Source organism: Amycolatopsis kentuckyensis (genome assembly GCF_041679295.1).
GTDB lineage: Bacteria > Actinomycetota > Actinomycetes > Mycobacteriales > Pseudonocardiaceae > Amycolatopsis > Amycolatopsis kentuckyensis_A.
In genome coordinates this window covers 215668-241242 of sequence record NZ_JBGDMD010000010.1, presented here as the reverse complement: position 1 = coordinate 241242, position 25575 = coordinate 215668, and the positions used below count along the sequence as shown (strand labels likewise).

Here is a 25575-nt window from a genome sequence, read left to right as displayed (position 1 = left end):
TTCGCCAGAGGAACGCTGGCTTGGCATAGCCGGTCAGGCCTCTGGCTCGCTCGCCTGGCGAAAATCGGGGTCAGCCGCCCCGCGACCCGCGGGTAGGCCGTGCGCAGCTTCGCGGCGCTCATGCCGCCACCCGCTCGCGGAAGGCAAGGGCTGAGCTGACCTGGTCCACGCCGGGACGGGGTTCGCCATCAAGGTCTGCGAGGGTCCATGCGATTCGCAGGCAACGATCGGCCCCTCGGCCGCTCAGAGCTCCGCGGTCCATTGCTCGGTCGAGCAGCAGCGTTGCGTTCGGGGCGAGGGTGAACGCGCGGCGTAGGGCCGGCCCCGGGATCTCCGAATTCGAGCGCCAGCCGTGAGCTTGCCAGCGGTGCGCCGCTCGTTCGCGAGCTTGCAACACCCGGCTGCGGACCGTATCGGAAGACTCCATCGCTCCCGTGTCGTGCGCATTCATGGCGCTCAACGGTCGCAAGTTCACGCGGATGTCCACCCGGTCGAGCAGCGGACCAGACAATCGGCCCAAGTAGCGACGACGGGCTGTCGGAGAGCACACGCAATCCACCTCCTTGGGCGGTGCGCAGGCACACGGGTTCGTCGCCAGGATCAGCTGGAACCGCGCGGGGTAGGTGATCGAGCCCTTGACGCGTGCGATACGGACCTCGCCCTCCTCCAGCACCGTGCGCAGCGACTCGAGCCGATCGCTGCCGAACTCACAGACCTCATCCAGGAACAGCACTCCACGGTGGGCCCGGCTGATCGCGCCAGGCACGGGCAAGCCACTGCCGCCGCCGATCAGAGCCGCCACCGTGATCGAATGGTGGGGGGCCACGAACGGCGGCACCGTCACCAACGGCGACGACTTCGACAGTGAGCCGTCAACCGAGTGCACCGCCGTCACCTCCAACGACTCTTCCGGAGACAGAGGCGGCAGGAGCCCCGGCAAACGACGAGCGAGCATTGTCTTCCCGACGCCCGGTGGACCCGTGAGCAAGAGGTGGTGGCCTCCCGCCGCCGCGACCTCCAGGCCCCAGCGGGCCTCCGGCTGGCCGATGACGTCCGCGAGATCCGGTACCGACGGGATTGCCGGTGGGCTCGGCGGATCAGGGGGTACGAGGTCCGTCTCGTTCTTCAACCACCCCACCAGGTCGCGCAAGTGGGCCGCGCCGGCGACGTTGATGCCGTCCACGAGCGCTGCCTCGACCAGCGAGTCCGCGGGGACTACGGCGCGCTGGTAACCGGCCGCCCGTGCCGCCAGGAGTCCTGGGAGAACGCCGCGCACCGGGCGGACACGGCCGTCCAAGGCAAGCTCGCCCAGCAGGACCGTGCCGTCCAGCCGCGTCGCCGGGACTGAGCCGGTAGCAGCGAGGACGGCCGCGGCGATGCCGAGGTCGTACGCCGAACCGACCTTGGGGAGGTTCGCCGGCGACAAGCCGAGCGTCACTTTTCCGTCGGGCCAGGACTGGCCGGAGTTGCGGACGGCCGACCGGACACGGTCTTTGGCCTCGCGCAGTCCGGTGTCGGGGAGGCCGACGAGCGTGACGCGGCTCAGGCCGCCGCCGAGATCGGCTTCGATCTCGATGACCCGGCCGTCGATGCCGAGCAAAGCGACACTCCAAGCCCTCGCGATAGGCATCAGAACGCCGCCTCGATGTGCTGGACGCGGGGGCGCTTGCCCGGCTCCGCGAGGATCGTCACCACGTCGTAGCGGACCGGGCACCAGCCGATGCGGTACTCGCGTAGCCAGCGCTCGGCTGCTCGGCGTACTCGGCCCGCCTTCTCCTCCGTCACCGTCTCCGATGGCAAGCCGAACTCGGTGCCCGTGCGGGTCTTGACCTCGCAGAACACCACTCGGGTGCGGTCGGTGAGGATCAGGTCGATTTCGCCTTCGCGGCAGCGCCAGTTGCGGCCCAGCAGGACCAGGCCGCGGTCCTGCAGGTGGCGGGACGCGAGGTCCTCGCCCCACGCGCCCAGGTCGCGGCGGTGTCTTGCGAGCTGGTCGGTGCCCGTCATCGTGTCGCCCCCTCGTCGGTGCGCCGGTCACCGGGGCGGTCCCGGCGATCACGGTGCGTGTGCGTTCGACGATGCCAGGGGGCGCGGGGGCGAAACCAGGCCGGAAACGCCGGGCTGTGGACAACCGGGGGTATGTGGACAACTCGTCCACGGATCGCCGCGGGGCGGCCGGGATTGTCGGTCCGTTGTGCTACAGGGCAAAAAAGCGCCGGCTCGTCCGAAAGGACGAACCGGCGCGGGTGAAGACGGGGGCTCAGCCCGAGAACGGGCCGTCCTCGGGCAACCTCAGGTCCGGCTTGTCGAGCTCCTCGACGTTGACGTCCTTGAACGTGATGACCCGGACGTGCTTGACGAACCGGGCCGGGCGGTACATGTCCCAGACCCACGCGTCGGACATGCGGACCTCGAAGTACACCTCGCCGCCGCCGTCGCGGACCTGGACGTCGACCGCGTTCGCCAGGTAGAACCGCCGCTCGGTCTCCACCACGTACGAGAACTGGCCGACGATGTCGCGGTACTCGCGGTACAGCGAGAGCTCCATCTCGGTCTCGTACTTCTCGAGATCCTCTGCGCTCATGAAATCCGCGCCCCTCCTCGGGCTCGTGCTGCTCCGGCGGAGCGTTCATTGTGACCCACACCCGCGCCCGGGGCATGCAGCGGCAGGCTGAGTTGTGGCTCGAGTGCCTCGTCGAGGACCGCGGTCAGGCTCGCCGCGGTCCCGGACTCCATGGCCTTCTCCAGCGCCGCGTAGGTCAGCACGACCGGCCGCGTCGGCCGCAGGCCGTGCTTGACGGCCACCGTCGCGACGTTCGTGTACGACCACCGGTGGACGTCGCTGGGGCCGTGCTCGCGCAGCGCCGCCAGGTGGTCGGACGTGCTGTAGCCCTTGTGCACGTCGAAACCGTAGTGCGGGAGGTCGTCGTGGTAGCCCGCCATGATGCGGTCTCGCGTCACCTTCGCCAGCACCGACGCGGCCGCGATGCACGCCACCGAGCGGTCGCCCTTGATCACCGCCGCGTTCGGCGCCGTCAGGCCCGGGACCCGGAACCCGTCGGTGAGGATGTAGCCCGGAGACCCGCGCAGCGCCGCCGCCGCGCGCCGCATGCCCTCCAGGTTCATCACCCGGATGCCGTAGAGGTCGACCTCGGCCGTGGGGATGACGATCACCGAGTAGTCGACGGCGCGCTTGAGGATCAGGTCGTAGACGCGGTCGCGCGCCTTCGCCGTCATCAGCTTCGAGTCCGTCAGCTCGGTGAGCTTCGCGTCACCCTGCTTGAGCACGCAGGCCGCGACCACCAGCGGCCCCGCGCACGCTCCGGCACCTGCTTCGTCCACACCGGCGACCGGGCCGAGGCCACGGCGGTCGAGCGCGCCCTGCAGACCCCAGAAGAGGTCGCCGCGCACCACGGCCCGCGGCGGCCGGATCGGCTCGGCCGCGGTGAGGGGAACGGGAAGAGTCAAGGCTGGATCACCCGTCTGCCGACACGGATCGGGGTGGCTAGCGTTTCCGGCGGAGTCCGGACTTCAGCTTGCGCCCCAGGAAGAGCGCCGGCCACGCCGCCGCGACCCCGGCACCGAGCGGGATGCCGCTCTGCCAGGCCGGCGCGCCGAGCGCCACCGGCTGGGCCGCTTCCTGCGGGTTGTGGTCGGTGATCCCGCCCCACCGGCTCGGCGGCAGGACGATGATCCGCGCCTTGCCGATGATGTTGTCCACGGGGACCGCGCCGTTCACGCCGCCGCCACCCTGGAACCGGGAGTCGTCGGAGTTGTTGCGGTTGTCGCCCATGACCCACACCGTCCCGGCGGGGACCTTGACCGGCTCGAAGGGCCGCTCGGCCTGGTTGGACGGGTCTTCCCAGTGGACGTACGGCTCGTCGAGCCCCTTGCCGTCCACGACGACCCGGCCCTGCGTGTCGCAGCACTGGACCGTCTGGCCGCCGACCGCGATCACGCGCTTGACGAAGTCGCGCTCGTCCGGCGGGGCGAACCCGACCAGCGAGCCGAGACCACGCAGGCCCTGGACGACGATGTTGCTCGACTCCTGCGGCGCGATCTCGTTGTTGACCCACGCCGGCGGGCCCTTGAACACGATCACGTCGCCCGGCGAGGGCTCGGTGAAGTCGTAGGTGACCCGGTCGACGAGGATCCGGTCACCGGTGCAGCCGGGGCACCCGTGCAGGGTGGCCTCCATGGACCCCGAAGGGATCATGAAGACCTTCGCGAGGAATGTCTGGATCAGGATCGTGAGCACCAGGGCGATCACGAGCAGGATCGGCAGTTCCTTCCAGAACGACCGTTTCTTGGCGGGCTTGGCTCGCCGCCGTCGGGACCCCCCGCGCTCCTCGGAGCGGGACCGCCTCGGCTGGTCCTCCTCGGAGCGATCGGGGTCATCCTCAGGAGCGTTCTGGGACACGGGTTCGGCCACGTCGTCAGGCTACCGGTAACCGGGTTGTGACTCAGTTAGCCGAGGCCGTCTCGCGGTTCTCGCGGCGCTCCTTGATCTTGGCCTTCTTGCCGCGCAGGTCGCGCAGGTAGTACAGCTTCGCGCGCCGCACGTCACCGCGCTTGTGGACCTCGACCTCGGCGATGTTCGGCGAGTGCACCGGGAAGGTGCGCTCCACGCCGACGCCGAAGGAGATCTTGCGAACGGTGAAGGTCTCCCGGATGCCGCCGCCCTGACGGCGGATCACGACGCCCTGGAAGACCTGGTTGCGCTCGCGGTTGCCCTCGATGACGCGGACGTGCACCTTGAGCGTGTCGCCCGGGCGGAAGTCCGGGATGTCGGAACGCAGCGACTGCTTGTCCAGCGCGTCCAGGGTGTTCATCGGTGGTCCGTCCTCGTCTTCGTATGGCTTGCGTACAGATCCCGGGCGCGCAGCGGTCAAGCTGCGGGCGACCCGGGGGGCTGAAGGCGGGCTGGTGGACGGCCAGTCCACTCACGCCAACCTGTCAAGTATTACAGACCGGGATCGGGCGGCCGGAACCGGCCCTGAGCCTGCTCGGGGTCCAAGCCCTCCAGGACCCCGCGATCGTGCTTGTCGAGACTACCTTCCGGCAGCCGCGCCAGGAGATCGGGGCGGCGGCGGGCCGTGCGCTCGAGGGCCTGGTCACGCCGCCAGCGGTCGATCAGCGCGTGGTTGCCCGACCGCAGCACGTCCGGTACGGCCAGGTCCCGCCACACCTCCGGGCGCGTGTAGCTGGGCCCTTCGAGCAGGCCGTCGGAGAACGAGTCCTCGGCGGCCGAACGCGCGTTGCCGAGCACGCCGGGCAGCAGCCGGACGACGGCCTCGACGATGACCAGCACCGCCGCCTCGCCGCCGACCAGCACGTAGTCGCCGATCGACACCTCGTCGACCGGCATCCGGCGCGCGGCGTCGTCGACGACCCGCTGGTCGATGCCCTCGTACCGGCCGCAGGCGAACACCAGGTGCTTTTCCGCGGCGTAGGCGTGGGCCAGTTCCTGGGTGAACGGCTTGCCCGCCGGCGTCGGCACGACGAGCCGCGTCCCGGACGTGCAGACGTCGTCCAGCGCCGGACCCCAGATCTGCGGCTTCATCACCATGCCGGGGCCGCCGCCGTACGGCGCGTCGTCGACCGCGCGGTGGACGTCCTGGGTCCAGTCGCGCAGGTCGTGCACGCCGACCTCGATCAGGCCGCGGTCGATCGCGCGGCCCAGCAGCGCGGCGCGCAGCGGGTCGAGGTACTCCGGGAAGATCGTGACGACATCGATGCGCATCTCAGGCGTCCAGGAGCCCTTCCGGCGGGTCGAGCACGACCCGGCCGCCCGGGACGTCCACCGTGGGGACGATCGCGCGGACGAACGGCACGAGCACCTCGCGGCCCTCGACGTCCAGCTCCAGCAGCTCGCCCGCCGGCGAGTGGACGACCTCGACGACCTTGCCGACGACCGTCCCGTCGGCCAGCTCGGCCCGCAGGCCGGCCAGCTCGTGGTCGTAGAACTCGTCGGGGTCCGACGTCGGCGGCAGCGTGTCGGTGTCGGCGAGCAGGAGCGCGCCCCGCAGCGTCTCGGCGACGTCGCGGGTCAGGACCTCCTCGAAACGCACCAGCAGCCGCCCGCTGTGTTCGCGGGCGGCTGCGATGGTGAGTTCCCTCTTGCTGCCGTCACGCAGCTTCGTCGTGACGGCCGCACCGATCCTGAACCGCTCGTCCGGCGAGTCCGTGCGCACGTCCACCGCGAGTTCCCCGCGGATGCCGTGCGCCTTCGCGATGCGGCCGACTACGACGTCCATCCTGACCGTGTTTCGATGAGGCTCAGCGGTCGGTGTCGACGACGTCGACGCGGACGCCGCGGCCACCGATGCCACCCATGACGGTGCGCAGGGCGGTCGCGGTGCGCCCGCCCCGGCCGATCACCTTGCCGAGGTCGTCGGGGTGCACGTGCACCTCGAGCGTGCGGCCACGACGTGTGGTCAGCAGCTCGACCCGGACCTCGTCCGGGTTGTCGACGATCCCGCGCACCAGGTGCTCGAGGGAGTCAGCCAGAAAGCTCACTCGGCCTTCTCACCCTCGGTGGCTTCGGCCTTCTCGGCCTCGGCCTTCTTGGGGGCGGACTTCTTCTTCGGCGTGGTGGCCTCGGTGGAGGGCTCCTCGCCGGCCGCGGCCAGGGCCGCGTTGAACAGGTCCTGCTTGGACGGCTTCGGCTCGGCCACCTTCAGGGTGCCCTCGGCGCCCGGCAGGCCCTTGAACTTCTGCCAGTCACCGGTGATCTCCAGCAGGCGCTGGACCGGCTCGGTCGGCTGCGCGCCGACACCCAGCCAGTACTGGGCGCGCTCGGAGACGACCTCGATCAGGCTCGGCTCTTCCTTCGGGTGGTACTTGCCGATCGTCTCGATGGCCTTGCCGTCCCGGCGGGTGCGCGCGTCGGCGACGATGATGCGGTAGTACGGCGCACGGATCTTGCCGAGGCGCTGCAGCTTGATCTTGACGGCCACGGGTGTGGGTTCTCCTCGAGTCTCTCTGGTGCTGGGCTGGGCGCACGCGAGCCGAGTGGGGACACGGACGCGGGCACCCGAAGGTCAGGAGCTTTCGCACGGTGAGAGGGTCCGGCGGAAGCAGGCAGTGAACCATTCTGCCAGACGGCGCCCGCGCACCTAGAAAGAGGCCACCCCGAGCGCCCCGAGCAGGATGGTCAGCGCCGGGAGGAAGTTGTTCACCTGGTGGGCGACGATACTGGCCGGCAGCCGCCCGGTGACCAGCCGGGCCAGGCCGATCGGCACCGCGATGACCAGCAGCAACGTCGTCCGCAGCGGCTCGAGGTGGCTGGCCGCGAACACCGCCGTCGACAGCAGGAACGCCGCCACGCGGCCCCAGCGCTCGCTGCGCCACTGCAGCTGTTCGGCGGCGCCCCAGAGCAGGCCGCGGTAGATGACCTCCTCGCAGATCGGGCCGAGCAGCCAGAGGTAGACGAACATCACGATGGCCGCGGAAATCGACATCTTCCGGTCCTCGACCAGCGCGCTGATCGCCGACGTCGCGTTCGCGTTGCCGACCAGCTGCGTCCAGAGGTAGGCGCCGAGAGTGGTGAACACGAGCCCGATACAGCCGAAGCGGAACCCGGTGCGGACGTCGGCCCAGCGCCACTCCAGCCGCAGGTCGACGACGGGACCGTTGCCGCGCAGGTAGGTGATCAGCACCGCGACGCCGGCCGCGATCATCGTCGGCAGCATCGTGCCGAGCAGCACGACCCGGATCGGCAGCGGGCCGGGGCCGGTGTCGCCGACCAGCACCGACACGAACGCCGCCGACGCCAGCAGCACGGCCTCGACGAGCAGGAAGGCCCCGAAGCCCCACCGGTGCCGCCGCGGGGATTCGAGGAACGCGGCCGGCTCCTCGGGCTCCGGCAGCGCGTCGGAAGCCGGGTCCCGGGGCTGGGAAGTGGTCACGCCTGGCCCTCCGCGGTCGCTCGGCTCCTACGACGAGCCTAGCGGCCGCAAAGTGATCGCACAGTATCCGTCCGACTACTGTGCACGATTCTCGCAACACCCTCAGTGCGCGACGAACAGCAGCACCGCGGGCGGCAGGTTGTTGGCCGCGTGCGCGATGACCCCGGCGCTCACCCGGCCGGAAAGGTGCCGGGCCAGCCCGATGGCCATGCCCTGGCCGATGAGCGCGATCGTGCGCGTCGGCTCGCCGTGCAGCTGGGCGAACACCACCGAGGTGAGCAGCAGCACCACCCACGGCGGGACCCGGTGGAACGCCAGCGCCTTCCACAGCGTGCCGCGGACCAGCAGCTCTTCGGTGATCGGCGCGCCGGCGATGACGATCACCGCGGCGAGCACCAGCCAGACGGTGTCGCCGTCGAAGGTGTCGGCGAGGTCGGTCAGCGGGCTGTCGGAGACGTCGTCGGCGCCGTAGACGGCGATCAGCACGAGGTTGAGCCCGTAGCCGACGACCAGCGCGAGGGCGCCGCAGGCGAGGCCGATCCGGACGTCGCGCCAGGTCGGCTTCAGTCCGAAGTCGGCGCTCAGGCCCTCGCCCCAGCGCCACGACCCGACCGCGGGGCCGAGGCCGAGCAGCAGGTTGGGCACGAACGCCAGGAGCAACAGCGGGCCGATGTCGTGCAGCTCGAGGGGGTCGAACTCGCCGACGTTGCGGTTGACCCCCGCGGCGATGATCAGGTTGATCAGGTAGTAGCCGGCGATCCCCGCGAAGAACGCCACGAAACACCAGTGCGCCCCCAGCACGCGCCGTGCGCCGTCGTCGTCCGTCACGGGCCCAACGCTAAAGTGCCGACCCCGCAAGGAAATCGGCGGGGTCTACGCGTACACCACACCGCCGAGCACGATGTGCGAAGGGTGGCGCAGGACGCCCAGGTCCTCGCGGGGATCACTCGCGTAGACGAGCAGGTCGGCGGGCGCGCCGTCGGCGATGCCGGGGTGGCCGAGCCAGTCGCGGGCGGCCCACGACGCGCTCGCCAGCGCCGCCTCGCGGGTCATGCCGGCGCGGTGCAGCGCCTCGATCTCGTCGACGAGCCGGCCGTGCTCGACCATGCCGCCCGCGTCGCTGCCCGCGAAGACGCGTACGCCCGCTTCGATCGCCGTGGCGACCATCTCGCCGACGCCCGCGTGCAGCGCCCGCATGTGCTCGGCGTACGCCGGGTACTTGCCGGCCTTGTCCGCGATGCCCGGGAAGTTGTCGATGTTGATCAGGGTCGGGACCAGCGCGACGTCGTTGCGCGCCAGCTCCGCGAGCTGGTCGCCGCTGAGCCCGGTGCCGTGTTCGAGGCAGTCGATGCCCGACGCGATCAGGCCGGGCAGCGCGGCTTCGCCGAAGACGTGCGCGGTGACGCGGGCGCCGTTCTCGTGCGCCACTTTGACGGCCTCGGCCAGGACGTCGTCCGGCCAGAGCGGCGCGAGGTCGCCCACACCGCGGTCGATCCAGTCGCCGACGAGCTTGACCCAGCCGTCGCCGTCCCGGGCCTGCTCGGCGACGGCGTCCGGCAGCTGCGACGGGTCCTCCAGCTCGATGCCGAGCCCGGGGATGTACCGCTTGGCCAGCGCCAGGTGCTGCCCGGCGCGGATGATCGTCGGCAGGTCGGCGCGCCGTTGCAGCGGCCGGACGTCGATCGGGAGCCCGCAGTCGCGGATCAGCAGCGTGCCCGCGGCCCGGTCGGTGAGCGCCTGCTCCGTCGCCTCTTCGAGCGACACGGGGCCGCCGACGCCGATGCCGGGGTGGCAGTGCGCGTCGACCAGGCCCGGCACGAGGAAGACGTCCCGGCCCAGCGTCTCGGCGTCCGGCACCGGCTCGAACGAGATCCGGCCACCGGTGATCCACAGTTCGCGGGACTCGCCGCCGGGCAGGACCACCCCGGCGGCGTGCAGTGTCTTCCCCAACGCCCTGCTCAATTGTCCTTCGGGTTCTTCGGCAGCTTGAACTTCGAGGGGTCGAAGCCCGGGACGTCGTTCATGCCGCCCAGCTGCGACAGGTCGGGCATCCCGCCCGGCATCTGCCCGCCCGGGGGCAGCATCGGCATGCCGCCGGGGAAGCCGCCGCGGACCTTGGGCGGCGTGGGGCCGCGCCCCTTCTTGCCCTTCTTGCCCTTGCGGGACTTGGAGCCGCCGCCCCCGCCGCCGAAGCCGAACCGGCCGGCCATCTGGGCCATCATCTTGCGGGCCTCGAAGAACCGGTTGACCAGGTCGTTGACCTCGCGGACCGTGACGCCCGAGCCGTTCGCGATGCGCAACCGCCGGGAGCCGTTGATCATCTTCGGGTCTTCGCGCTCGGCCGGGGTCATGCCGCGGATGATCGCCTGCAGCTTGTCCAGGTGCTTGTCGTCGACCTGGGCCAGCTGGTCCTTCATCTGGCCGGCGCCCGGGAGCATGCCGAGCAGGTTGCCGATCGGGCCCATCTTGCGGACCGCGAGCATCTGCTCGAGGAAGTCCTCCAGGGTGAGCTGGCCGCTGGAGAGCTTCTCCGCGGCCTTCTCGGCCTGCTTCTGGTCGAAGGCCTGCTCGGCCTGCTCGATCAGGGTGAGCACGTCACCCATGCCGAGGATCCGCGACGCCATCCGGTCCGGGTGGAAGGTGTCGAAGTCCTCGAGCTTCTCGCCGTTGGAGGCGAAGAGGATCGGCTGGCCGGTGATCTCGCGGACGCTCAGCGCGGCACCACCGCGGGCGTCGCCGTCGAGCTTGGTGAGCACGACGCCGGAGAAGCCGACGCCGTCCTGGAACGCCTGGGCCGTGGTCACGGCGTCCTGGCCGATCATCGCGTCGACGACGAACAGGACCTCGTCCGGCTCGACGGCGTCGCGGATGTCCGCGGCCTGCTTCATCAGCTCTTCGTCGACACCGAGGCGGCCCGCGGTGTCGACCACGACGACGTCGTGCTGCGCGTGCCTGGCTTCGGCGATGGCTCGGCGGGCGACGTCGACCGGGTCGCCGACGCCGTTGCCCGGTTCGGGCGCGAAGGTGACGACGCCGGCTCGCTCGCCGACGACCTGCAGCTGCGTGACGGCGTTGGGACGCTGGAGGTCGCAGGCGACCAGCATCGGCGCGTGGCCCTGCTTCTTCAGCCACAGCGCGAGCTTGCCCGCGAGCGTCGTCTTGCCGGCACCTTGCAGACCGGCCAGCATGATCACGGTCGGCGGGTTCTTGGCCAGGTTCAGCCGGCGCGTCTCGCCGCCGAGGATCCCGACGAGCTCCTCGTTGACGATCTTGATGACCTGCTGCGCGGGGTTGAGGGCCTGGGAGACCTCGGCGCCCTTCGCCCGCTCCTTGATCCTCGCGATGAAGGTCTTGACCACGCCGAGGGCGACGTCGGCCTCCAGCAGCGCGATGCGGATCTCGCGCGCGGTGGCGTCGATGTCGGCGTCGGACAGCTTCCCCTTGCGCGTGAGCGTCTGCAGGGCGGCGGTGAGCCGATCGGACAGGGTGTCGAACACGGGTGTGCACGCTCCAGCTGGGTCGATGGTGGCGCGCCGGACGAGGCCGGCCCTCCCGAGGGTAGTCGCTCCAGGTCGTCGGCCTCACGGGTACGCGCACGTCGTACACGCATGCGTACTACCCCAAGGCCTCGCTTGGGGAAATAGCTGGAAAGCTGCGCGCGATTCGGTAAACATAGGCGTATGACCTCCGCGACCAGAGCCCGTCCGTCGCTCGCCGAGCCCACCACCGACACCGACGAGCCGGTCCCCCTCCGGCGGATCGCCGGCCTGTTCCACGCGCACCGCGGCCCCCTCGCCGCGCTGTTCGCGCTGATCGTCGTGCAGGCCGGGCTCGGCGTGACTTCGCCGTTCCTGCTGCGCGAGATCCTCGACGACGCCCTCCCGCACCGCGACACGCTGCTGCTGAGCTTCCTGGCGGGCGGGATGATCGCCTGCGCGGTCGGCAGCGCGTCGCTGGGCGTGGCCACCACCGGGCTGTCCAACACGATCGGGCAGCGCGTGATGAACGAGCTGCGCGTGGCGGTCTACGGCCACCTGCAGCGGATGTCGCTCGGCTTCTTCACCCGGACGAAGAGCGGCGAAGTGCTCTCGCGGGTGTTCAACGACATCGGCGGCGTCGACAACGTCATCACGACGACCGCCGGGTCGATGGTGCAGAACCTGACGACGACGACCGCCATCACAGTGGCGCTCATCCTGCTCGACTGGCAGCTCGCGGCGCTCTCGCTGATCGTCGTCCCGCTGTTCCTGCTGTTCACGCTGCGGCTGGGCAAGAAGCGGCGGAACCTGGCCCGCGGCCGGACCCGGCGGATGGCCCGGCTGACGACGATGGTCGAAGAGTCCCTCTCGGTCACCGGCGTGCTGCTAGCGAAGACGATGGGCAACGAACGGGCGATGCGCGAACGGTTCGGCGCCGAGTCGCGGGAGATCGCGTCCCTCGAACGGGCGGCGGCGCTGGCCGGCCGCTGGCAGATCGCGTCGCGGGCGATGAGCCTGACCGTCATCCCGGCGCTGGTCTACTGGATCGCCGGGCTGGCGCTGGCGGGTGGGGCGTCCCCGATCTCGCTCGGCACCGTCGTGGCGTTCACCAGCATGCTCAACCGGCTGGTCGCCCCGGCGAGCGCGATGCAGACGATCGGGCAGAACGTGGCGACGTCGAAGGCGCTGTTCGGGCGCATCTTCGAGGTCCTCGACCTGCCGGTGGAGATCGGGGACAAGCCCGGCGCCGGCACCCTGGAGGTGCGCCGCGGCGATGTCTCGATGCGCGGGGTTTGCTTCCGGTACGACGAAGACGGTCCGCTGACGTTGGAAGACGTCGACCTCGACGTCCCGGCGGGGACCACGACGGCGCTCGTCGGCTCGACCGGCTCCGGCAAGACAACGCTCGCCTACCTGGTGGCGCGGCTGTACGAGGTGAGCGACGGGACGGTGACGATCGACGGCACCGACGTCCGCGACGTCACCTTGGCCTCGCTCGCCGCCGGCGTCGGGATGGTGTCGCAGGAGACGTACCTGTTCCACGACACCGTCCGGGAGAACCTGCGCTTCGCGAAGCCGGACGCGACCGACGAGGAGATCGAGGCCGCCGCGAAGGCAGCGCACATCCACGACACGCTCGCCGGGCTGCCCGAGGGCTACGACACCGTCGTCGGCCAGCGCGGCTACCGCTTCTCCGGCGGCGAGAAGCAGCGGATGGCGATCGCGCGGATCCTGCTGCGCAACCCGCCGGTGCTCATCCTCGACGAGGCGACCAGCGCGCTCGACACGCGCACGGAACGCTCGGTGCAGGCCGAGCTCGACCGGCTCGCCGCGGGCCGCACGACGCTGACCATCGCGCACCGGCTGTCCACTGTGGAGCACGCCGACCAGATCGTGGTGCTGCACGAGGGCCGGATCGTCGAACGCGGGACGCACGACGAGCTGCTGGCGCGCGACGGGCGTTATGCCCGGCTGGTCCGGGGAACCGCCTAACCTGGGGCCATGCAGCCCGAACCCGACGTCGCACCACCGGTCAGCGCGGACCCCGAGCTGGCCGAGCTGGCCCACCGGGTCCGCGAAGGCGTCGGGCGGCTGAACTGGCGGATGCGCGCGGAGCGCGACCCCAGCGGCCCGGGCCCGGCGGTGCTGGCGGTGCTGAGCCGGCTCTACCGGGCGGGCACGCACACGCCGACCGAGCTGGCCGAAGCGGAACGGCTGCAGCCGCAATCGCTGACGCGGATCCTCGCGTGGGTGACCGAACGCGAGCTGGTGACGCGCTCCCCCGATCCGGCGGACGGGCGCCGGTCGCTGGTCAGCATCACGCCGGCCGGCTTGGCGGTGCTGCGCGAGTACAGCGTCCGACGCGAGCGCTGGCTGGCCGGCGCGATCGAGGCGACGCTGTCGCCGACCGAACGGCAGCTGCTGAGCCTGGCTTCGGAGCTGATGCTGCGGGTGGCGGACGCCTAAAGCCGCCGCGGAGACCCCTCGATCCCTCCACGGCGGCTTCGGCGTTCGCGCCGCCTCCCCGCGGTGCGATGCGGATTCCGGAACGGGCCGCTCCTCCGTCGGCCCGCCCCGGAACCCTGGTCCCCGGACGGCTCACCTCCCCAGGGGCCGTCCGGTTCTCCCCCCTGCCGGCGGTCCGGTACCCGCTGGCAGGACGAAGTCTGCCGCGGCCGGGTACCCGGCCAGCAGTGGGAGAACCCTCAATTACCCGTGGGTAGTAATACTCAAGGCGTCTTCGCGCGGCCACGACCAGCCGCTCGCTTCGCCGTTGTACGCGCCTTCGCCGCCCTCGACGCGGCAGCTTTCGCCTTCGCCACGGCCGCGTTGCGCGCGTCCTCGGCTTCGGACGCCGTCTCCTGGAGGGCCGCCAGCAGCCGCGTGACGCCCTCCACCTGCTCGGCCGCCGTCGGCTGGACGACCTCCGCGCCGTCGATCTTCGCCTGGACCAACGCCTGGAAGGCCTCGCGGTAACGGTCGGGGTAGCGCGGCCGGGGTCGAAGTCGCCGGCCAGCTCCTCGACGAGGTTCACCGCGCGCCGGAGCTCACCCGGCCGGATGTCGACGTCGGCGTGGCGGAACGGGAAGTCGGACGCGCGGACCTCGTCCGGCCACCGCATCGTCTCCAGCACGATCACCTGGTCGCGCACGCGCAGCGCGCCGAGGGTCTCGCGGCGGCGCAGCGCGACGGTGACCAGCGCAAGCCGCCCCGACTCCTGCAGGGCCTCGCTGAACAGCACGTACGGCTTCGTCCCCGCCGGCTCCGGCTCGAGGTAGTAGCTCTTCGCGAACCAGATCGGGTCGACGTCGGCGAGCGGCGCGAACCCGCGGATCGCGATCGTGCGGCCGGGCATCGGCAGCGACGCGAGCTCGTGGTCCGACAGCAGCACGACGTCACCGCCCGGGACGGCGTACCCGCGGACCATCTGCTCGGGCGGCACCTCGGCGCCGTCGACCTCGCAGACCCGCTTCACCCGGACGCGGCCGCCGTCGGCCTCGTGGACCTGGTGCAGCGGCAGCTCGCGGTCCTCCGTCGCGCTGTACGCCTTCACCGGAACGGCGTAGCTGCCGAACCCGATCGTGCCCGTCCAGACTGCGCGCATGCGAGCCACCTCCGCAGCTCCAGGCTAGGCAAGCGACCTCGCGCGCCGACAGCTACAAACGGGTGTCAGGCGCGACGGATTCGCTCACACATTCGAACGACGGCGTGACCTCGTCGAGCGCTTCGGCCGAACAGCGGGCCGCGATGGCGGCCGCGCGGAGCACCTCGGTGACGACCTCGACGTCCAGCGGCGGGGCCGCGGCGAGCGCGTTCGCCCCGCCTTCGACACGGGCGGCGAGGCCGGCGAGCGCGTGGGAGATGGCTTCCTGACCGGCGATCAGGTGGGCGACGACGTCGGTGAGCTCGGCGGTCGTGGCGCCCGGGCCGCCGCAGCGCAGGCTCGCGGCGAGTTCCTCGGCGCAGGAGCGCAGGTGGGCGGCGACGACCGTCGGCGGCAGCGTCACGTCGTGCATCACCCACCCCCTCGAGCCGGTCAGAGCAGCCATCGTGCCACCGCACCCGCTGCCAGCTACGGCGACACACCGTCGCGCCTTTATTTGACCGATCGTTCTCGAAAGAAGTAGAGTCCGTTCCATGTCCCGGGTCAAGGAGTTCGACGTCGACGAAGCCTGCGACGCCGCGCTCGCGCTGTTCCGGCAGCAGGGCTACGAAGCGACGTCGGTCAGCGACCTCGTCACGCACCTCGGCGTCGCCAAGGCGAGCCTGTACGCCACCTTCGGCACGAAGCACGACTTCTACGTGACAGCGTTGAAGCGGTACGCCGAGCGGACCGACGCCCGGGTCGTGGCCGAGCTGTCGGGACCGGGCTCGGGCGTGGCCGCGGTGCGGCGGCTTTTCGACGGCTACCAGGCGGAAATCCTCGGCGACGAGACCAGGATGGGCTGCTTCGTCGTCAACGCGGCGATCGAGCTGCTCCCCCACGACCCCGAGGTCGCGCGGCTGGTGGAGCGCAGCTGGGACACCCTCGAGGTCGCCCTCACCATGGCGCTGGAACGCGCGCGATCCCAGGGAGAACTCCCCGACGGCAGCGATCCGGCGACACTCGCGCGATTCCTGCTCACCGTGCTCCAAGGACTGCGCGTCCTGGGCAAGAGCGCGGACGCGGCGAGCCGGCTGGACGCGGCCATTTCGCAGGCTTTACGACTCATTCAAGACTGATCAGACCAGAAAGAAGGCACACGATGGGGGCACGGTTCGCGGGCAAGGTCGTCCTGGTGACGGGCGGCAGCTCGGGCATCGGACGGGACACCGCGCGGGCGTTCGCGGCGGAGGGCGCGACAGTGGTCGTCGCGGGCCGGGACGAGCAGCGGCTCGCCGCCGCGGTGAAGGAGATCGGCGGGGACGCGAGTGCGGTGACGGTGGACGTCACCGATTCGGGAGACGTAGCGCGGATGGTCGAGACGGTCGTCGCGCGGCACGGCGGGCTGCACGTGGCGGTCAACAACGCGGGCATCCTCGGGTCGCCGGCACCGGCCGCGGACCTCGACGAGGACGGCTTCGGCGCGGTGCTGGCCACGAACGTCACGGGGACCTGGCTGTGCGTGAAGCACGAGGTCTCGCATATGCGGGCGCACGGCGGCGGCGCGATCGTCAACATCGCGTCGAACATCGGCGCACACGGCAGGCTGCCGAACATGGCGGCCTACGCGGCGTCGAAGGCCGCGGTGAGCGCGCTGACCCGAACGGCGGCGCGCGACCACATCGCCGATCGCGTCCGCATCAACGCGGTCAGCCCGGGCGCGACCGACACGGACATGTCGCGGCGCCCCGGCGAGACGGACGCCGATCGCGCGGAACGGCTCAAGGGGGCGATCCCGCTGGGCCGGGTGGGAGCCACCGCCGAGGTGGCCGCCGCGGTGCTGTGGCTGGCTTCGGACGAAGCGGCCTTCACCGTGGGGCACGACCTGGTGGTCGACGGCGGGGCGACCGCCTGAGCGGCCCCACCCGGGCCCGCGGCTCCTTCAGGACTCACGGTTGCGCATGGTGACGATCCCCTCTCGTGCGGGACGGACTGGGTGGCGGCGGGCTCAGGACTCGCGGTTGCGCACGGCGCGGCTCCTTCCGGGGGTGCGGACGGGTGACCTGCGGGTTCAGGACTCGCGGTTGCGCACGGGGCTCTCCTCTCGCGCGTAACGGCAGGACGTCGGGTTTCAGGACTCGCGGTTGCGCACGACACGGCTCCTTTCGGGCGGAGGGGCGGGCTGCGGCGGTTCAGGACTCGCGGTTGCGCACGGCAGTTCTCCTCTCGGGCGGCGGTACGGGGAGTGGCGGTTCAGGACTCGCGGTTGCGCATGACGGCCTCCTTCCGGCGTAGCGCGGACATCGGCCGGGGCGTCAGGACTCGCGGTTGCGCATGGCGGCGGCCTCCCTTCGCTGCTCCGATCGTGTGGCAATCGTCGATCGCGGTCGCCCAATGTGGTGAAGTGGACGCGGATCGTCGAATCACCCAGGGGAGTTGCACCGCCTTGAGTATGGACGGCGCCCGTCCGGCCGAACCCCGAGCGGGCCGGATCCGAGGGGCGCTGAACCCTGCTCACTGGACCCTCTGGCGGCAGCGCGGGTCACTGATCTTCTACTGCTTCCTCGTCGAGTCCGTCGCCCTCGTGGCCACCGCCTGGACCGCCGTCGTCGTGCCCGCGCACGGGTGGGACCTGGTCGTCTTCACCGTCCTCGCGATCCTCGGCGTGCTGCAGGCCGAGCTGGGCCGCAAGATCGAGCGCGTCCGCCGGCTGGTGTCCGACACCCCGCACATCAACCTGACGTCGGTCTGGACGTTCGCCGGCGTGCTGCTCCTGCCGCCCGCGCTCGTCGCGGCGCTGATCGCCGTCCTGTACGCGCACCTGGCGACGCGCAGCCTCGCGCGGATGAAGCGCGTCCCGCCGTTCCGGACGACGCTGAACGCGACGCTCGTCGTCGTCACCTGCTACTCGGCCGAGCTCGTCCTGAGCCGTCTCGGCGTGCCGGACATGTACACGGCGCTGACGGCGGGCTGGCGAGGCGTCACCGCGATCGCGCTGGCCGCGGTGACGTACTTCCTGGTCGCGGCGATCACGATCCTCCCGGCGCTCACGATCACGCAGCGTTCGATCAAGGCGTTCTTCGGTGGCCTCGGCGACAACCTCCTCGAGATCGCGACGCTCTGCCTGGGCCTGCTCACGGCGTTGACGCTGGCGACGCTGCCCGCGCTCGCTCTCGCGATCGTGCCGCCGCTGCTGGTGCTGCACCGGGCGGTGCTGATCAAGCAGCTGGAGATCGCCGCGACGACCGACGAGAAGACCGGCCTGTTCAACACGACCGGGTGGCACCTGCTCGCGTCGCGCGAACTGGCCCGCGCCCAGCGGAGCACGCGCAGCACGTTCGGCGTGCTGATGATCGACCTCGACTACTTCAAGCTGATCAACGACGAGCACGGGCACCTCGCGGGCGACACCGTGCTGCGCGCGGTCGCGGCGACGATCAAGAGCGCGGTCCGCGACTACGACTCGGTGGGCCGCTTCGGCGGCGAAGAGTTCGTCGTCCTGCTGCCGGACATCGGGCCGGCGGCGGTGCTCGCGGTGGCCGAGCGCATCCGTTCGGCGATCGAGTCCCTGCGGGTCGAGTACGAGGACGGCAGCCACATCCGCGCGATCGGCGGCCTGTCGGCATCGATCGGCGTCGCGACCTACCCGGACGGCGGCACGGCCGTCGACCGGCTGCTGCAGGCCGCGGACAAGGCCCTGTACCGGGCCAAGGACGCGGGCCGCAACCAGGTCGTCGACGGCACCGCGCCTGCCTGATTCACCCCCTGTATACCTGCCCTGACCTGGCGACTTGTCAGATTTGCTCGACTGAGCTAAATTTTGCTCATGCGAGCAAGAACGTTCACCGAGTCCGGCCGGCGGGCCCAGATCGTGCGGGCGGCGATCGAAGTGATCGCCGAAGCCGGCTACCTCAAGGCGTCGTTCAGCCGGATCGCGAAGCACGCCGGGCTGTCGAGCACCGGCATGATCAGCTACCACTTCGCGGGCAAGGAAGACCTGCTCAAGGCCTGCGTCACCGAGATCGAGGAGATCACCGGGGCGTTCATGCAGCCGCGCATCGACGCCGCCGTCGGGCACGTCGCGCAGCTGCGCGCCTTCGTCGAATCGAACGTCGAACTCGTGGGTGAGCACCCGGCCGAAATCCGCGCGCTGATCGACCTGGTGAAGAACGCCGGTTCGCAGAGCGCCGGCGTCAACGGACGGCTCGCGCTGTTCGAGGAGCACTTCCGCACCGGGCAGGCGGCGGGCGCGTTCGGGCCGTTCGACGCCCGGACCACGGCGCTCGCCCTGACCGCCGGGCTCGACGCCGTCGTCGCCACCGCGGCGGCGAACGTGCCCGAACCCGCCGAGCTCGCGCGCATCGGCCGCGATCTCGCCGACCTCTACGTGCGGGCCACCGCACCCGAATCCACTGGGGAATCCGCGTGATGATCGAGCAGAAGACCGAACCCGACGCCGGCCTGCGCCGGCTCGTCCGCGCCAACGTGCGCAACATCGTGTTCGAAGTGGTCGTGCCGATGGCACTCTTCTACGGCCTGCGTGCCGCCGGGGTGAGCCAGTGGTGGGCGCTGATGGCCGGCGTCCTGGTGGCCGCGCCGTACGTGCTGTGGACCATCGCCCGCAACCGCAAGGTCGACCTCGTCGCCCTGGTCACGCTGAGCGTGCTGGTGCTGTCGGTCGTGCTCGGCCTGCTGTCGGACGACCCGCGCACGCTGGTGATCCGCGAAGGCTGGACAGCGGCGCTGGGCGGCCTGTTCGGCGCGTGGATGCTGGTGACGGTCTTCGTCGGCCGGCCGGCGCAGCTGACGCTCGGCCGCACGATCGCCGAGGTCAAGCGCGGCGCCGAAGGGGCGCAGGCGTGGGCCGGCCGCTGGGACACCGACGCCCGGTTCCGGCGCGGCCTGCGGATCGACACGGCCGCCTGGGGCGCGGTGCTGCTGGGCAGCGCGGTGGTGCACATCGTGCTCGTCTACACGCTGCCGATCGACCTCATCTCGCTGGTGACCAACGTGACGTGGTTCGGCGCGCTGGCCGCGCTGATCGCCTGGCACGTCTGGTACCTCCGCAAGGAGAACCTCGATGCCTGACGTCGTGGTCGCGGGGGCGGGCCCGACCGGTCTGCTGACCGCGTTCGAGCTGGAGCGCGCCGGCGTCGACGTCCTGGTCGTCGAGCGGGACGCCGAGCCCACCACGCAGTCGAAGGCCCTCGGCCTGCAGCCACGGTCGGTCGAGGTGCTGGCCGACCGCGGCCTGCTCGCCGCGATCGAGCCGCACGTCCGGGCGAAGCTGCCCGCCGGGCACTTCTCGGGCGTCCCGATCGACTACACCGACCTGCCGACGTGCTTCCCGTACCGGCTCGGCGTGGAGCAGGCGCACGTCACGGCGGCGATCGAGGCGCGGCTGCGGACGCCGGTGCTGCGCGACGCGGCCGTCACCGCCGTGACGCAGGACGGCGAGGGCGTGACGGTCACCGCGGGTGGCCGCGAGCACCGCGCCGGCTGGCTGGTCGCCGCCGACGGCGGGCACAGCACGGTCCGGACACTGCTGGGCGCCGCGTTCCCCGGCCGTGCGGCGCGGATCTCGCTGGTCGTCGCGGACGTCACCCTGGCCGCCAAACCCGCCGACGTGGCCGAGGACTGGACGCTGCCGACGTCGGGATCGGGCTACCTGCTGCCGCTGTCCGGCGGCCGCTACCGCACGATCGTCTACGGCGAGGAGCAGCAACGGCTCGGCCGCGACGCCCCGGTCACGGCCGACGAGGTGCAGCGCGCGCTGACCGCGGCACACGGGCCGGAGATCCGTGTCGGCGACGTGCTGTGGGCGTCACGCTTCGGCGACGCGTCCCGTCAGCTGGAGCAGTACCGCCACGGCCGGGTGCTGTTCGCGGGCGACGCCGCGCACGTCCACCTCCCGGTCGGCGGCCAGGGCCTCAACCTGGGCTTGCAGGACGCGGTGAACCTGGGCTGGAAGCTGGCCGCGACGGTGCACGGCACGGCGCCCACGGGGTTGCTCGACAGCTACCACGACGAGCGCCACCCGGTCGCGGCGCGCGTGCTGGTCAGCACGAGGGCCCAGGCGGTCCTGGGCGTACCCGACCCGGACGCGGCGGCGGTCCGGCAGGTCGTCACGGAACTGCTGGCGGTCCCCGAGGCGCGGCGCGCGGTCGCCGCGGAGCTGTCGGGCATCGGCGTGACGTACCCGGGGATCACCGGCCGCGCGACCGACGTCCCGGCGAGCGCGGACGGCCGCGCGGTGCTGGTGGGCGCGGCCGTGCCGGCGGGGTGGGCCGGACGGGTCGAGGGCCGAGAGGGGGCGGCACCTCGGCTCGTCCGGCCGGACGGGTACGTCGCGTGGGACGGCGGGCCCGGCCTGGACGAAGCACTCCACCGCTGGCTCGGCGCACCGGTGTAGCCGAAGCGCCCCAATGTGGCCTTGGTTGCGTCAGCCGCACCCAATGTGGCCTTCGGTGCGTCTGACGCACCGAAGGCCACATTGGGGCGCCTGAGCCGGCCGGGTCAGGAAGCCGCGGCCAGGATCGCCTGCTCCACCTCGCGTCGCCAGCCCGGCTCGATGCGGCCGCTCCTGGGCGTCACCGCGAACGAGTCGACCACCGCGCCGCCCAGCGTCGCGACCTTCGCCCAGCGCACTTCCGCGTCACAGCGGCGCAGCGCCCCCGCGACCCGGAACAGCAGCCCGATCCGGTCGGCGGCGCGCAGTTCGACGACCACCGTGTCGGGGCCGCTCGTCTCGTCGTCGAACCAGAGGACCTTCGGCGCCACGGGAGCCGGCGAGCCGTAGTCGCGTTCCTTCGCCGCCAGGCGCTGGGTGAGCGGGAGCGTGCCGGCGACCGCGCGGGCGAACTGCTCGCGCAACAGCGTCGCGTCCGGCAACGACCCGAACTTCGGCGACGCCGTGAACACCCCGGCGCGACCGCCGTCGTGCCCGCGCAGGACCGCCGAGTGCACCTCCATCGAGTTCAGCGCGAGCACACCGGCCGCCGGGGCCAGCAGCTCCGCGCGGGCCGGCACGGCCAGCAGCACCGTGACGACCTTGCCGTGCGCACTGATCCGGATCTCGCCGTTGCCCGAAGCGACGGCTTGCTTGACGAGCTCGCGTTGTTCGTCGTCCATCGGTTCGGGCGCGGTGAACCCTTTGCCGCGCAACACTTCCTCGCAGCCGGTGACGAGCTCGGCGAGCAGCCGCGCCTTCCAGTCCGTCCAGACGCCGGGGCCGGTGGCCAGCGAGTCGGCCTGGGTGAGCGCGTGCAGCAGTTCGACCAGGACGAGGTCGCTGTCCAGGGTCTTCACCACGCGCCCGACCGTCTCCGGCTCGCTGATGTCGCGGCGCGTGGCGGTGTGCGGCAGCAGGAGGTGGTGGCGGACCATCGCCGACACCGTCGCCGCGTCCGCCGCGCTCAAGCCGAGGCGCGTCGCGACTTGGAGGGAGATCTTGGCGCCCAGCTCCGAATGGTCGGCGTCGCGGCCCTTGCCGATGTCGTGCAGCAGCGCGCCGATCAGCAGCAGGTCCGGCCGGGGCACCGTGGTGGTCAGTTTGGCCGCCTCGACGCAGGTGCGCACGAGGTGCCGGTCGACCGTCCACTGGTGCACCGGCGAGCGCGGCGGGAGGTCGCGGACCGCACCCCACTCGGGGAACAGCCGGGCCCACAGACCGGTGCGGTCGAGCGACTCGACGGCGTCGACCAGCCCCTCCCCCGCGCCCAGCAGCTCGACCAGGGCGTTCAACGCCTCGGGCGGCCACGGCGCCCGCAGCTCGGGCGCCGATTCCGCGAGCGCCTTGAGCGTGCCGAGCGCGATCGGCTTGCCCGTGCGCGCCGACGCGGCGGCCACCCGCAGCAGCAGTGCCGGATCCTTCGCCGGGACGGCGTCCCGGGCCAGCGAGACCTCGTTCCCGTGCAGCACGACGCCTTCGGCGAGCGGCGTGCGCGACGGACGTCGCCCGAACCGCGCCTTCGGCGGCTCCACAGTGGACCGGAGCGCGACGTCGAGCGCGTACGCGATCGTGCGGCCCGCACCGGAAAGCTTGCGCGCCAACGTGAACCGGTCACCGAAGCCGAGTTCGACGGCCACCAGCTCGGCCTCCGGCGCGGACAGGATGTCCCGTTCGCGCCGGATCTCGCGCCGCAGCTCGGTGCGGACGTCGAGCAGGAGTTCCTTGGCTTCCAGGAGTTCTTCGCCGGGCCGCGCGGTGAGCTGCGCCGCGGCCAGTGCCTCCAGGACGGCGAAGTCCCGCAGCCCGCCCCGCCCGTGCTTGAGGTCGGGTTCGGCGGACTGCGCGATCTCGCCGCTGCGGCTCCAGCGCTGCCGGACCGACGCCGTCATGTCCGGGATCTGCTTGCGCGCGGTGCGGCGCCACTGGTCGCGCGCCGCCGCGACCAGACGGCCGGCCAGCTCGGCGTCCCCGGCGATGTGCCGGGCGTCGAGCAAGCCCATGGCCACCCGAAGGTCCTCCGAAGCGACCTTCAGTGCTTCGCCGGGTGTGCGGACCGAGTGGTCCAACCCGACTTTCGCGTCCCACAAGGGATACCAGAGCGCGTCCGCGATCTCGCCGACGCCGCTGTTGCCGTTGTGCACCAGCAGCAGGTCGAGATCGGAGAACGGCACCAGCTCCCGGCGGCCGAGCCCGCCCACGGCGACCAGCGCGACACCCGGTTCCGCGGTGTCGACGCCGGCCGCCGAGGCTCCCCTGCCCAGCCAGAACTCGTAGAGGTCGACCAGGGCCGCCCGCAGTGCGGACGCCCCCAGCCTCCCGTGCCTGCCCTCGAGCAAACGCTCGGTGGCCTTGACCAGTTCGCCCCCGTCGGCCATCCCGTATGCCCTAGAGAGCGTCCGTGCCGCGCTCGCCGGTCCGTACGCGGATCACTGTCTCGACCGGGGTCACCCACACCTTGCCGTCACCGATCTTGCCGGTGTGCGCGGCCGTGGTGATGGCCTCGAGGACCTTCTCCACGTTGGTGTCGTCGGTGACGACCTCGATCTTCAGCTTGGCCACGAAGTCCACCGAGTACTCCGCGCCGCGGTAGACCTCGGTGTGGCCCTTCTGCCGGCCGTAGCCCTGGACCTCGCTGACCGTCATGCCCAGCACGCCCAGCTGCTCCAGCGCGGACCGGACGTCGTCGAGCGTGAACGGCTTGACAATCGCCGTGATGAGCTTCATGCCTTGCTCTCCTCGAGTTTCGCCGCCGGGGCGGTCTTGACCGGAAGGGTGGACGGAGCGCCACCGCCGGACAACCCGGTGAAGTCGTACGCGCTCTCCGCGTGCTGGGCCTCGTCGATGCCGGCGACCTCGTCCTCGGTGCTGACGCGGAAGCCGCCCGCCTTCTTGATCGCGAAACCGATGATGAAGGACAGGACGAAGGAGTACGCGAGCACCGCACCGGCGGCCGCCGCCTGACGACCCAGCTGGGTGAACCCGCCACCGTAGAAGAGGCCGTCGGCACCGAGCGCGTTGACGCTCGTGGTGCCGAAGAAGCCGATCAGCAGCGTGCCGACGATGCCGCCGACCAGGTGGACGCCCACGACGTCGAGCGAGTCGTCGAACCCGAACTTGAACTTGAGCGAGATGGCGAGCGCGCAGAGCACACCGGCGATGAGGCCGATCGCGATGGCGCCGAGCGGGCTCACGAAACCACACGCCGGGGTGATGGCGACGAGGCCGGCGACCGCGCCGGACGCCGCGCCGAGGGTGGTCGGCTTGCCGAACTTGAGCTGCTCCACGATCAGCCAGCCGAGGACGGCCGCGGCGGTGGCGACGGTCGTGTTGGTGAACGCGACGGCGGCGAGGTCGTTGGCGGCCAGCGCCGAACCCGCGTTGAAGCCGTACCAGCCGAACCACAGCAGGGACGCGCCGAGCAGCACGAACGGGACGTTGTGCGGCCGGCCGGTGTCCTTGGGCCAGCCCTTGCGCTTGCCGAGCACGATCGCCAAGGCGAGACCCGCCGCACCGGCGTTGATGTGGACCGCGGTACCACCGGCGAAGTCGAGCGCCTTGAGGTTGTTGGCGATCCAGCCACCGACCGCGTTCTCGCCGACGAAGCCGTTGAAGGAGAACACCCAGTGCGCGACCGGGAAGTACACGACCGTCACCCAGATGACGACGAACAGCGTCCAGCCCCAGAACTTCGCGCGGTCGGCGATGGCGCCGGAGATCAGCGCGGGCGTGATGATGGCGAACATCAGCTGGAACATGACGAACGCGAGCACCGGCAGCGCATCGGTACCGGGCCAGGCCACGGCGGGCGCCGAGTCGGTGGCGGCGACCGCGAAGCCGGCGAGCTTCCCGAAGGTGTTTTCCAAGCCGGCGAAGTGGAAGTTACCGAGCAGGCCGCCGAAGGCGTCGTCGCCGAACGACATCGAGAAGCCGTACAGCGCCCACAGCACCCCCACCACGGCCAGCGCGATGAAGTTCATCATCAGCATGTTCAAGACGCTCTTCGCGCGGACCATACCGCCGTAGAAGAAGGCCAATCCCGGTGTCATGAGCATGACCAGCGCGGCGCTGGCCAATACCCATGCGGTGTCTCCTGCGTTCAGCACATCGTCCTCCCGTGCCCTGGGTCTGTGCGATGGCAGTTTTGGCGCGCGG

General features: G+C 71.3%; 27 protein-coding genes and 1 pseudogene. 8 read left to right on the top strand and 20 right to left on the bottom strand.

What is annotated here, in order from left to right; genetic code table 11:
* Window positions 1-118: 118 nt before the first annotated feature.
* The 14 genes from ACERZO_RS37495 to ffh all read right to left on the bottom strand — a co-directional run bounded on the left by ACERZO_RS37495 (window position 119) and on the right by ffh (window position 11407).
* Window positions 119-1630, bottom strand: a complete 1512-nt coding sequence (locus tag ACERZO_RS37495) for a YifB family Mg chelatase-like AAA ATPase (RefSeq protein ID WP_372670632.1) — start codon at window positions 1628-1630, stop codon at window positions 119-121.
* The gene (locus ACERZO_RS37490; protein ID WP_372670631.1) at window positions 1630-2007 is read right to left on the bottom strand and encodes a YraN family protein; all 378 of its coding nucleotides are present in this window, start codon (window positions 2005-2007) and stop codon (window positions 1630-1632) included. Before ACERZO_RS37490 ends, ACERZO_RS37495 begins: the two co-directional genes overlap by 1 nt.
* Window positions 2008-2260: 253 nt before the next feature.
* Window positions 2261-2584, bottom strand: coding sequence for a DUF2469 domain-containing protein (locus ACERZO_RS37485; RefSeq protein WP_003096226.1), 324 nt, complete (start codon window positions 2582-2584; stop codon window positions 2261-2263).
* Window positions 2581-3414: a ribonuclease HII gene (locus tag ACERZO_RS37480; RefSeq protein ID WP_372670905.1), complete on the bottom strand. Its 834-nt coding sequence runs from the start codon at window positions 3412-3414 to the stop codon at window positions 2581-2583. The genes ACERZO_RS37485 and ACERZO_RS37480 overlap by 4 nt, the downstream gene beginning before the upstream one ends.
* Before the next feature lie 91 nt (window positions 3415-3505).
* Complete coding sequence (lepB, locus tag ACERZO_RS37475) at window positions 3506-4432, bottom strand: signal peptidase I (RefSeq protein WP_372670630.1); 927 nt, start codon at window positions 4430-4432, stop codon at window positions 3506-3508.
* 31 nt (window positions 4433-4463) lie between these two features.
* Window positions 4464-4832: a 50S ribosomal protein L19 gene (gene rplS / locus ACERZO_RS37470; protein ID WP_086680529.1), complete on the bottom strand. Its 369-nt coding sequence runs from the start codon at window positions 4830-4832 to the stop codon at window positions 4464-4466.
* 131 nt (window positions 4833-4963) lie between these two features.
* The gene (trmD, locus tag ACERZO_RS37465) at window positions 4964-5743 is read right to left on the bottom strand and encodes a tRNA (guanosine(37)-N1)-methyltransferase TrmD (RefSeq protein WP_372670629.1); all 780 of its coding nucleotides are present in this window, start codon (window positions 5741-5743) and stop codon (window positions 4964-4966) included.
* A gap of 1 nt (window position 5744) precedes the next feature.
* Entirely contained in the window at window positions 5745-6257 is a 513-nt protein-coding gene (rimM, locus tag ACERZO_RS37460) for a ribosome maturation factor RimM (protein ID WP_372670628.1), read from the bottom strand.
* A gap of 22 nt (window positions 6258-6279) precedes the next feature.
* Complete coding sequence (locus ACERZO_RS37455; protein WP_003103110.1) at window positions 6280-6519, bottom strand: RNA-binding protein; 240 nt, start codon at window positions 6517-6519, stop codon at window positions 6280-6282.
* Window positions 6516-6959 carry a 30S ribosomal protein S16 gene (rpsP, locus tag ACERZO_RS37450; protein ID WP_155545316.1) on the bottom strand — a complete coding sequence of 148 codons (444 nt, stop codon included), beginning with the start codon at window positions 6957-6959 and terminating at the stop codon, window positions 6516-6518. The genes ACERZO_RS37455 and rpsP overlap by 4 nt, the downstream gene beginning before the upstream one ends.
* Before the next feature lie 159 nt (window positions 6960-7118).
* On the bottom strand, window positions 7119-7910 hold the full coding sequence (locus ACERZO_RS37445; RefSeq protein ID WP_372670627.1) for a CPBP family intramembrane glutamic endopeptidase: 792 nt from the start codon (window positions 7908-7910) through the stop codon (window positions 7119-7121).
* Between the two features lie 102 nt (window positions 7911-8012).
* Window positions 8013-8738: a CPBP family intramembrane glutamic endopeptidase gene (locus ACERZO_RS37440; protein ID WP_372670626.1), complete on the bottom strand. Its 726-nt coding sequence runs from the start codon at window positions 8736-8738 to the stop codon at window positions 8013-8015.
* A 45-nt stretch (window positions 8739-8783) separates the two neighbouring features.
* On the bottom strand, window positions 8784-9860 hold the full coding sequence (locus ACERZO_RS37435) for an amidohydrolase family protein (RefSeq protein ID WP_372670625.1): 1077 nt from the start codon (window positions 9858-9860) through the stop codon (window positions 8784-8786).
* 8 nt (window positions 9861-9868) lie between these two features.
* Window positions 9869-11407: a signal recognition particle protein gene (ffh, locus tag ACERZO_RS37430; RefSeq protein WP_372670624.1), complete on the bottom strand. Its 1539-nt coding sequence runs from the start codon at window positions 11405-11407 to the stop codon at window positions 9869-9871.
* A 183-nt stretch (window positions 11408-11590) separates the two neighbouring features.
* Here ffh and ACERZO_RS37425 point away from each other — a divergent pair, with 183 nt between their 5' ends.
* Complete coding sequence (locus ACERZO_RS37425; RefSeq protein ID WP_372670623.1) at window positions 11591-13381, top strand: ABC transporter ATP-binding protein; 1791 nt, start codon at window positions 11591-11593, stop codon at window positions 13379-13381.
* A gap of 9 nt (window positions 13382-13390) precedes the next feature.
* Window positions 13391-13855 (top strand): MarR family winged helix-turn-helix transcriptional regulator, encoded by a 465-nt coding sequence (locus ACERZO_RS37420; RefSeq protein WP_372670622.1) that lies wholly within the window; start codon window positions 13391-13393, stop codon window positions 13853-13855.
* 263 nt (window positions 13856-14118) lie between these two features.
* Here the strand turns inward: ACERZO_RS37420 and ACERZO_RS50380 are convergent, their stop codons facing one another.
* The 3 genes and pseudogenes from ACERZO_RS50380 to ACERZO_RS37410 form a co-directional block, all read right to left on the bottom strand.
* Entirely contained in the window at window positions 14119-14343 is a 225-nt protein-coding gene (locus ACERZO_RS50380; protein WP_444843245.1) for a hypothetical protein, read from the bottom strand.
* Window positions 14344-14420: 77 nt separating this feature from the next.
* Window positions 14421-14993, bottom strand: a pseudogene (gene ku / locus ACERZO_RS37415) (non-homologous end joining protein Ku); the annotation flags it as partial.
* Between the two features lie 52 nt (window positions 14994-15045).
* Window positions 15046-15438 carry a hypothetical protein gene (locus tag ACERZO_RS37410; protein ID WP_372670621.1) on the bottom strand — a complete coding sequence of 131 codons (393 nt, stop codon included), beginning with the start codon at window positions 15436-15438 and terminating at the stop codon, window positions 15046-15048.
* Between the two features lie 88 nt (window positions 15439-15526).
* Between ACERZO_RS37410 and ACERZO_RS37405 the strand changes: the two genes are divergently transcribed.
* The 6 genes from ACERZO_RS37405 (at window position 15527) to ACERZO_RS37380 (ending at window position 21384) form a co-directional block, all read left to right on the top strand.
* Window positions 15527-16111, top strand: coding sequence for a TetR/AcrR family transcriptional regulator (locus ACERZO_RS37405; RefSeq protein ID WP_372670620.1), 585 nt, complete (start codon window positions 15527-15529; stop codon window positions 16109-16111).
* Window positions 16112-16134: 23 nt separating this feature from the next.
* Window positions 16135-16887: a glucose 1-dehydrogenase gene (locus tag ACERZO_RS37400; protein ID WP_372670619.1), complete on the top strand. Its 753-nt coding sequence runs from the start codon at window positions 16135-16137 to the stop codon at window positions 16885-16887.
* Between the two features lie 537 nt (window positions 16888-17424).
* Entirely contained in the window at window positions 17425-18729 is a 1305-nt protein-coding gene (locus ACERZO_RS37395) for a GGDEF domain-containing protein (RefSeq protein ID WP_372670618.1), read from the top strand.
* A 69-nt stretch (window positions 18730-18798) separates the two neighbouring features.
* The gene (locus ACERZO_RS37390; protein ID WP_372670617.1) at window positions 18799-19401 is read left to right on the top strand and encodes a TetR/AcrR family transcriptional regulator; all 603 of its coding nucleotides are present in this window, start codon (window positions 18799-18801) and stop codon (window positions 19399-19401) included.
* Window positions 19398-20060, top strand: coding sequence for a VC0807 family protein (locus ACERZO_RS37385; protein WP_372670616.1), 663 nt, complete (start codon window positions 19398-19400; stop codon window positions 20058-20060). The genes ACERZO_RS37390 and ACERZO_RS37385 overlap by 4 nt, the downstream gene beginning before the upstream one ends.
* Window positions 20053-21384: an FAD-dependent oxidoreductase gene (locus ACERZO_RS37380; protein ID WP_372670615.1), complete on the top strand. Its 1332-nt coding sequence runs from the start codon at window positions 20053-20055 to the stop codon at window positions 21382-21384. Before ACERZO_RS37385 ends, ACERZO_RS37380 begins: the two co-directional genes overlap by 8 nt.
* 104 nt (window positions 21385-21488) lie before the next feature.
* Here ACERZO_RS37380 and ACERZO_RS37375 read toward each other — a convergent pair whose 3' ends face one another.
* The 3 genes from ACERZO_RS37375 to ACERZO_RS37365 are packed head-to-tail and all read right to left on the bottom strand — an operon-like array spanning window position 21489 to window position 25526.
* Complete coding sequence (locus ACERZO_RS37375; protein WP_372670614.1) at window positions 21489-23798, bottom strand: [protein-PII] uridylyltransferase; 2310 nt, start codon at window positions 23796-23798, stop codon at window positions 21489-21491.
* Between the two features lie 10 nt (window positions 23799-23808).
* Window positions 23809-24147, bottom strand: a complete 339-nt coding sequence (locus tag ACERZO_RS37370; RefSeq protein WP_086677886.1) for a P-II family nitrogen regulator — start codon at window positions 24145-24147, stop codon at window positions 23809-23811.
* Window positions 24144-25526 carry an ammonium transporter gene (locus ACERZO_RS37365; protein WP_372670613.1) on the bottom strand — a complete coding sequence of 461 codons (1383 nt, stop codon included), beginning with the start codon at window positions 25524-25526 and terminating at the stop codon, window positions 24144-24146. Before ACERZO_RS37365 ends, ACERZO_RS37370 begins: the two co-directional genes overlap by 4 nt.
* Window positions 25527-25575 lie beyond the last annotated feature (49 nt).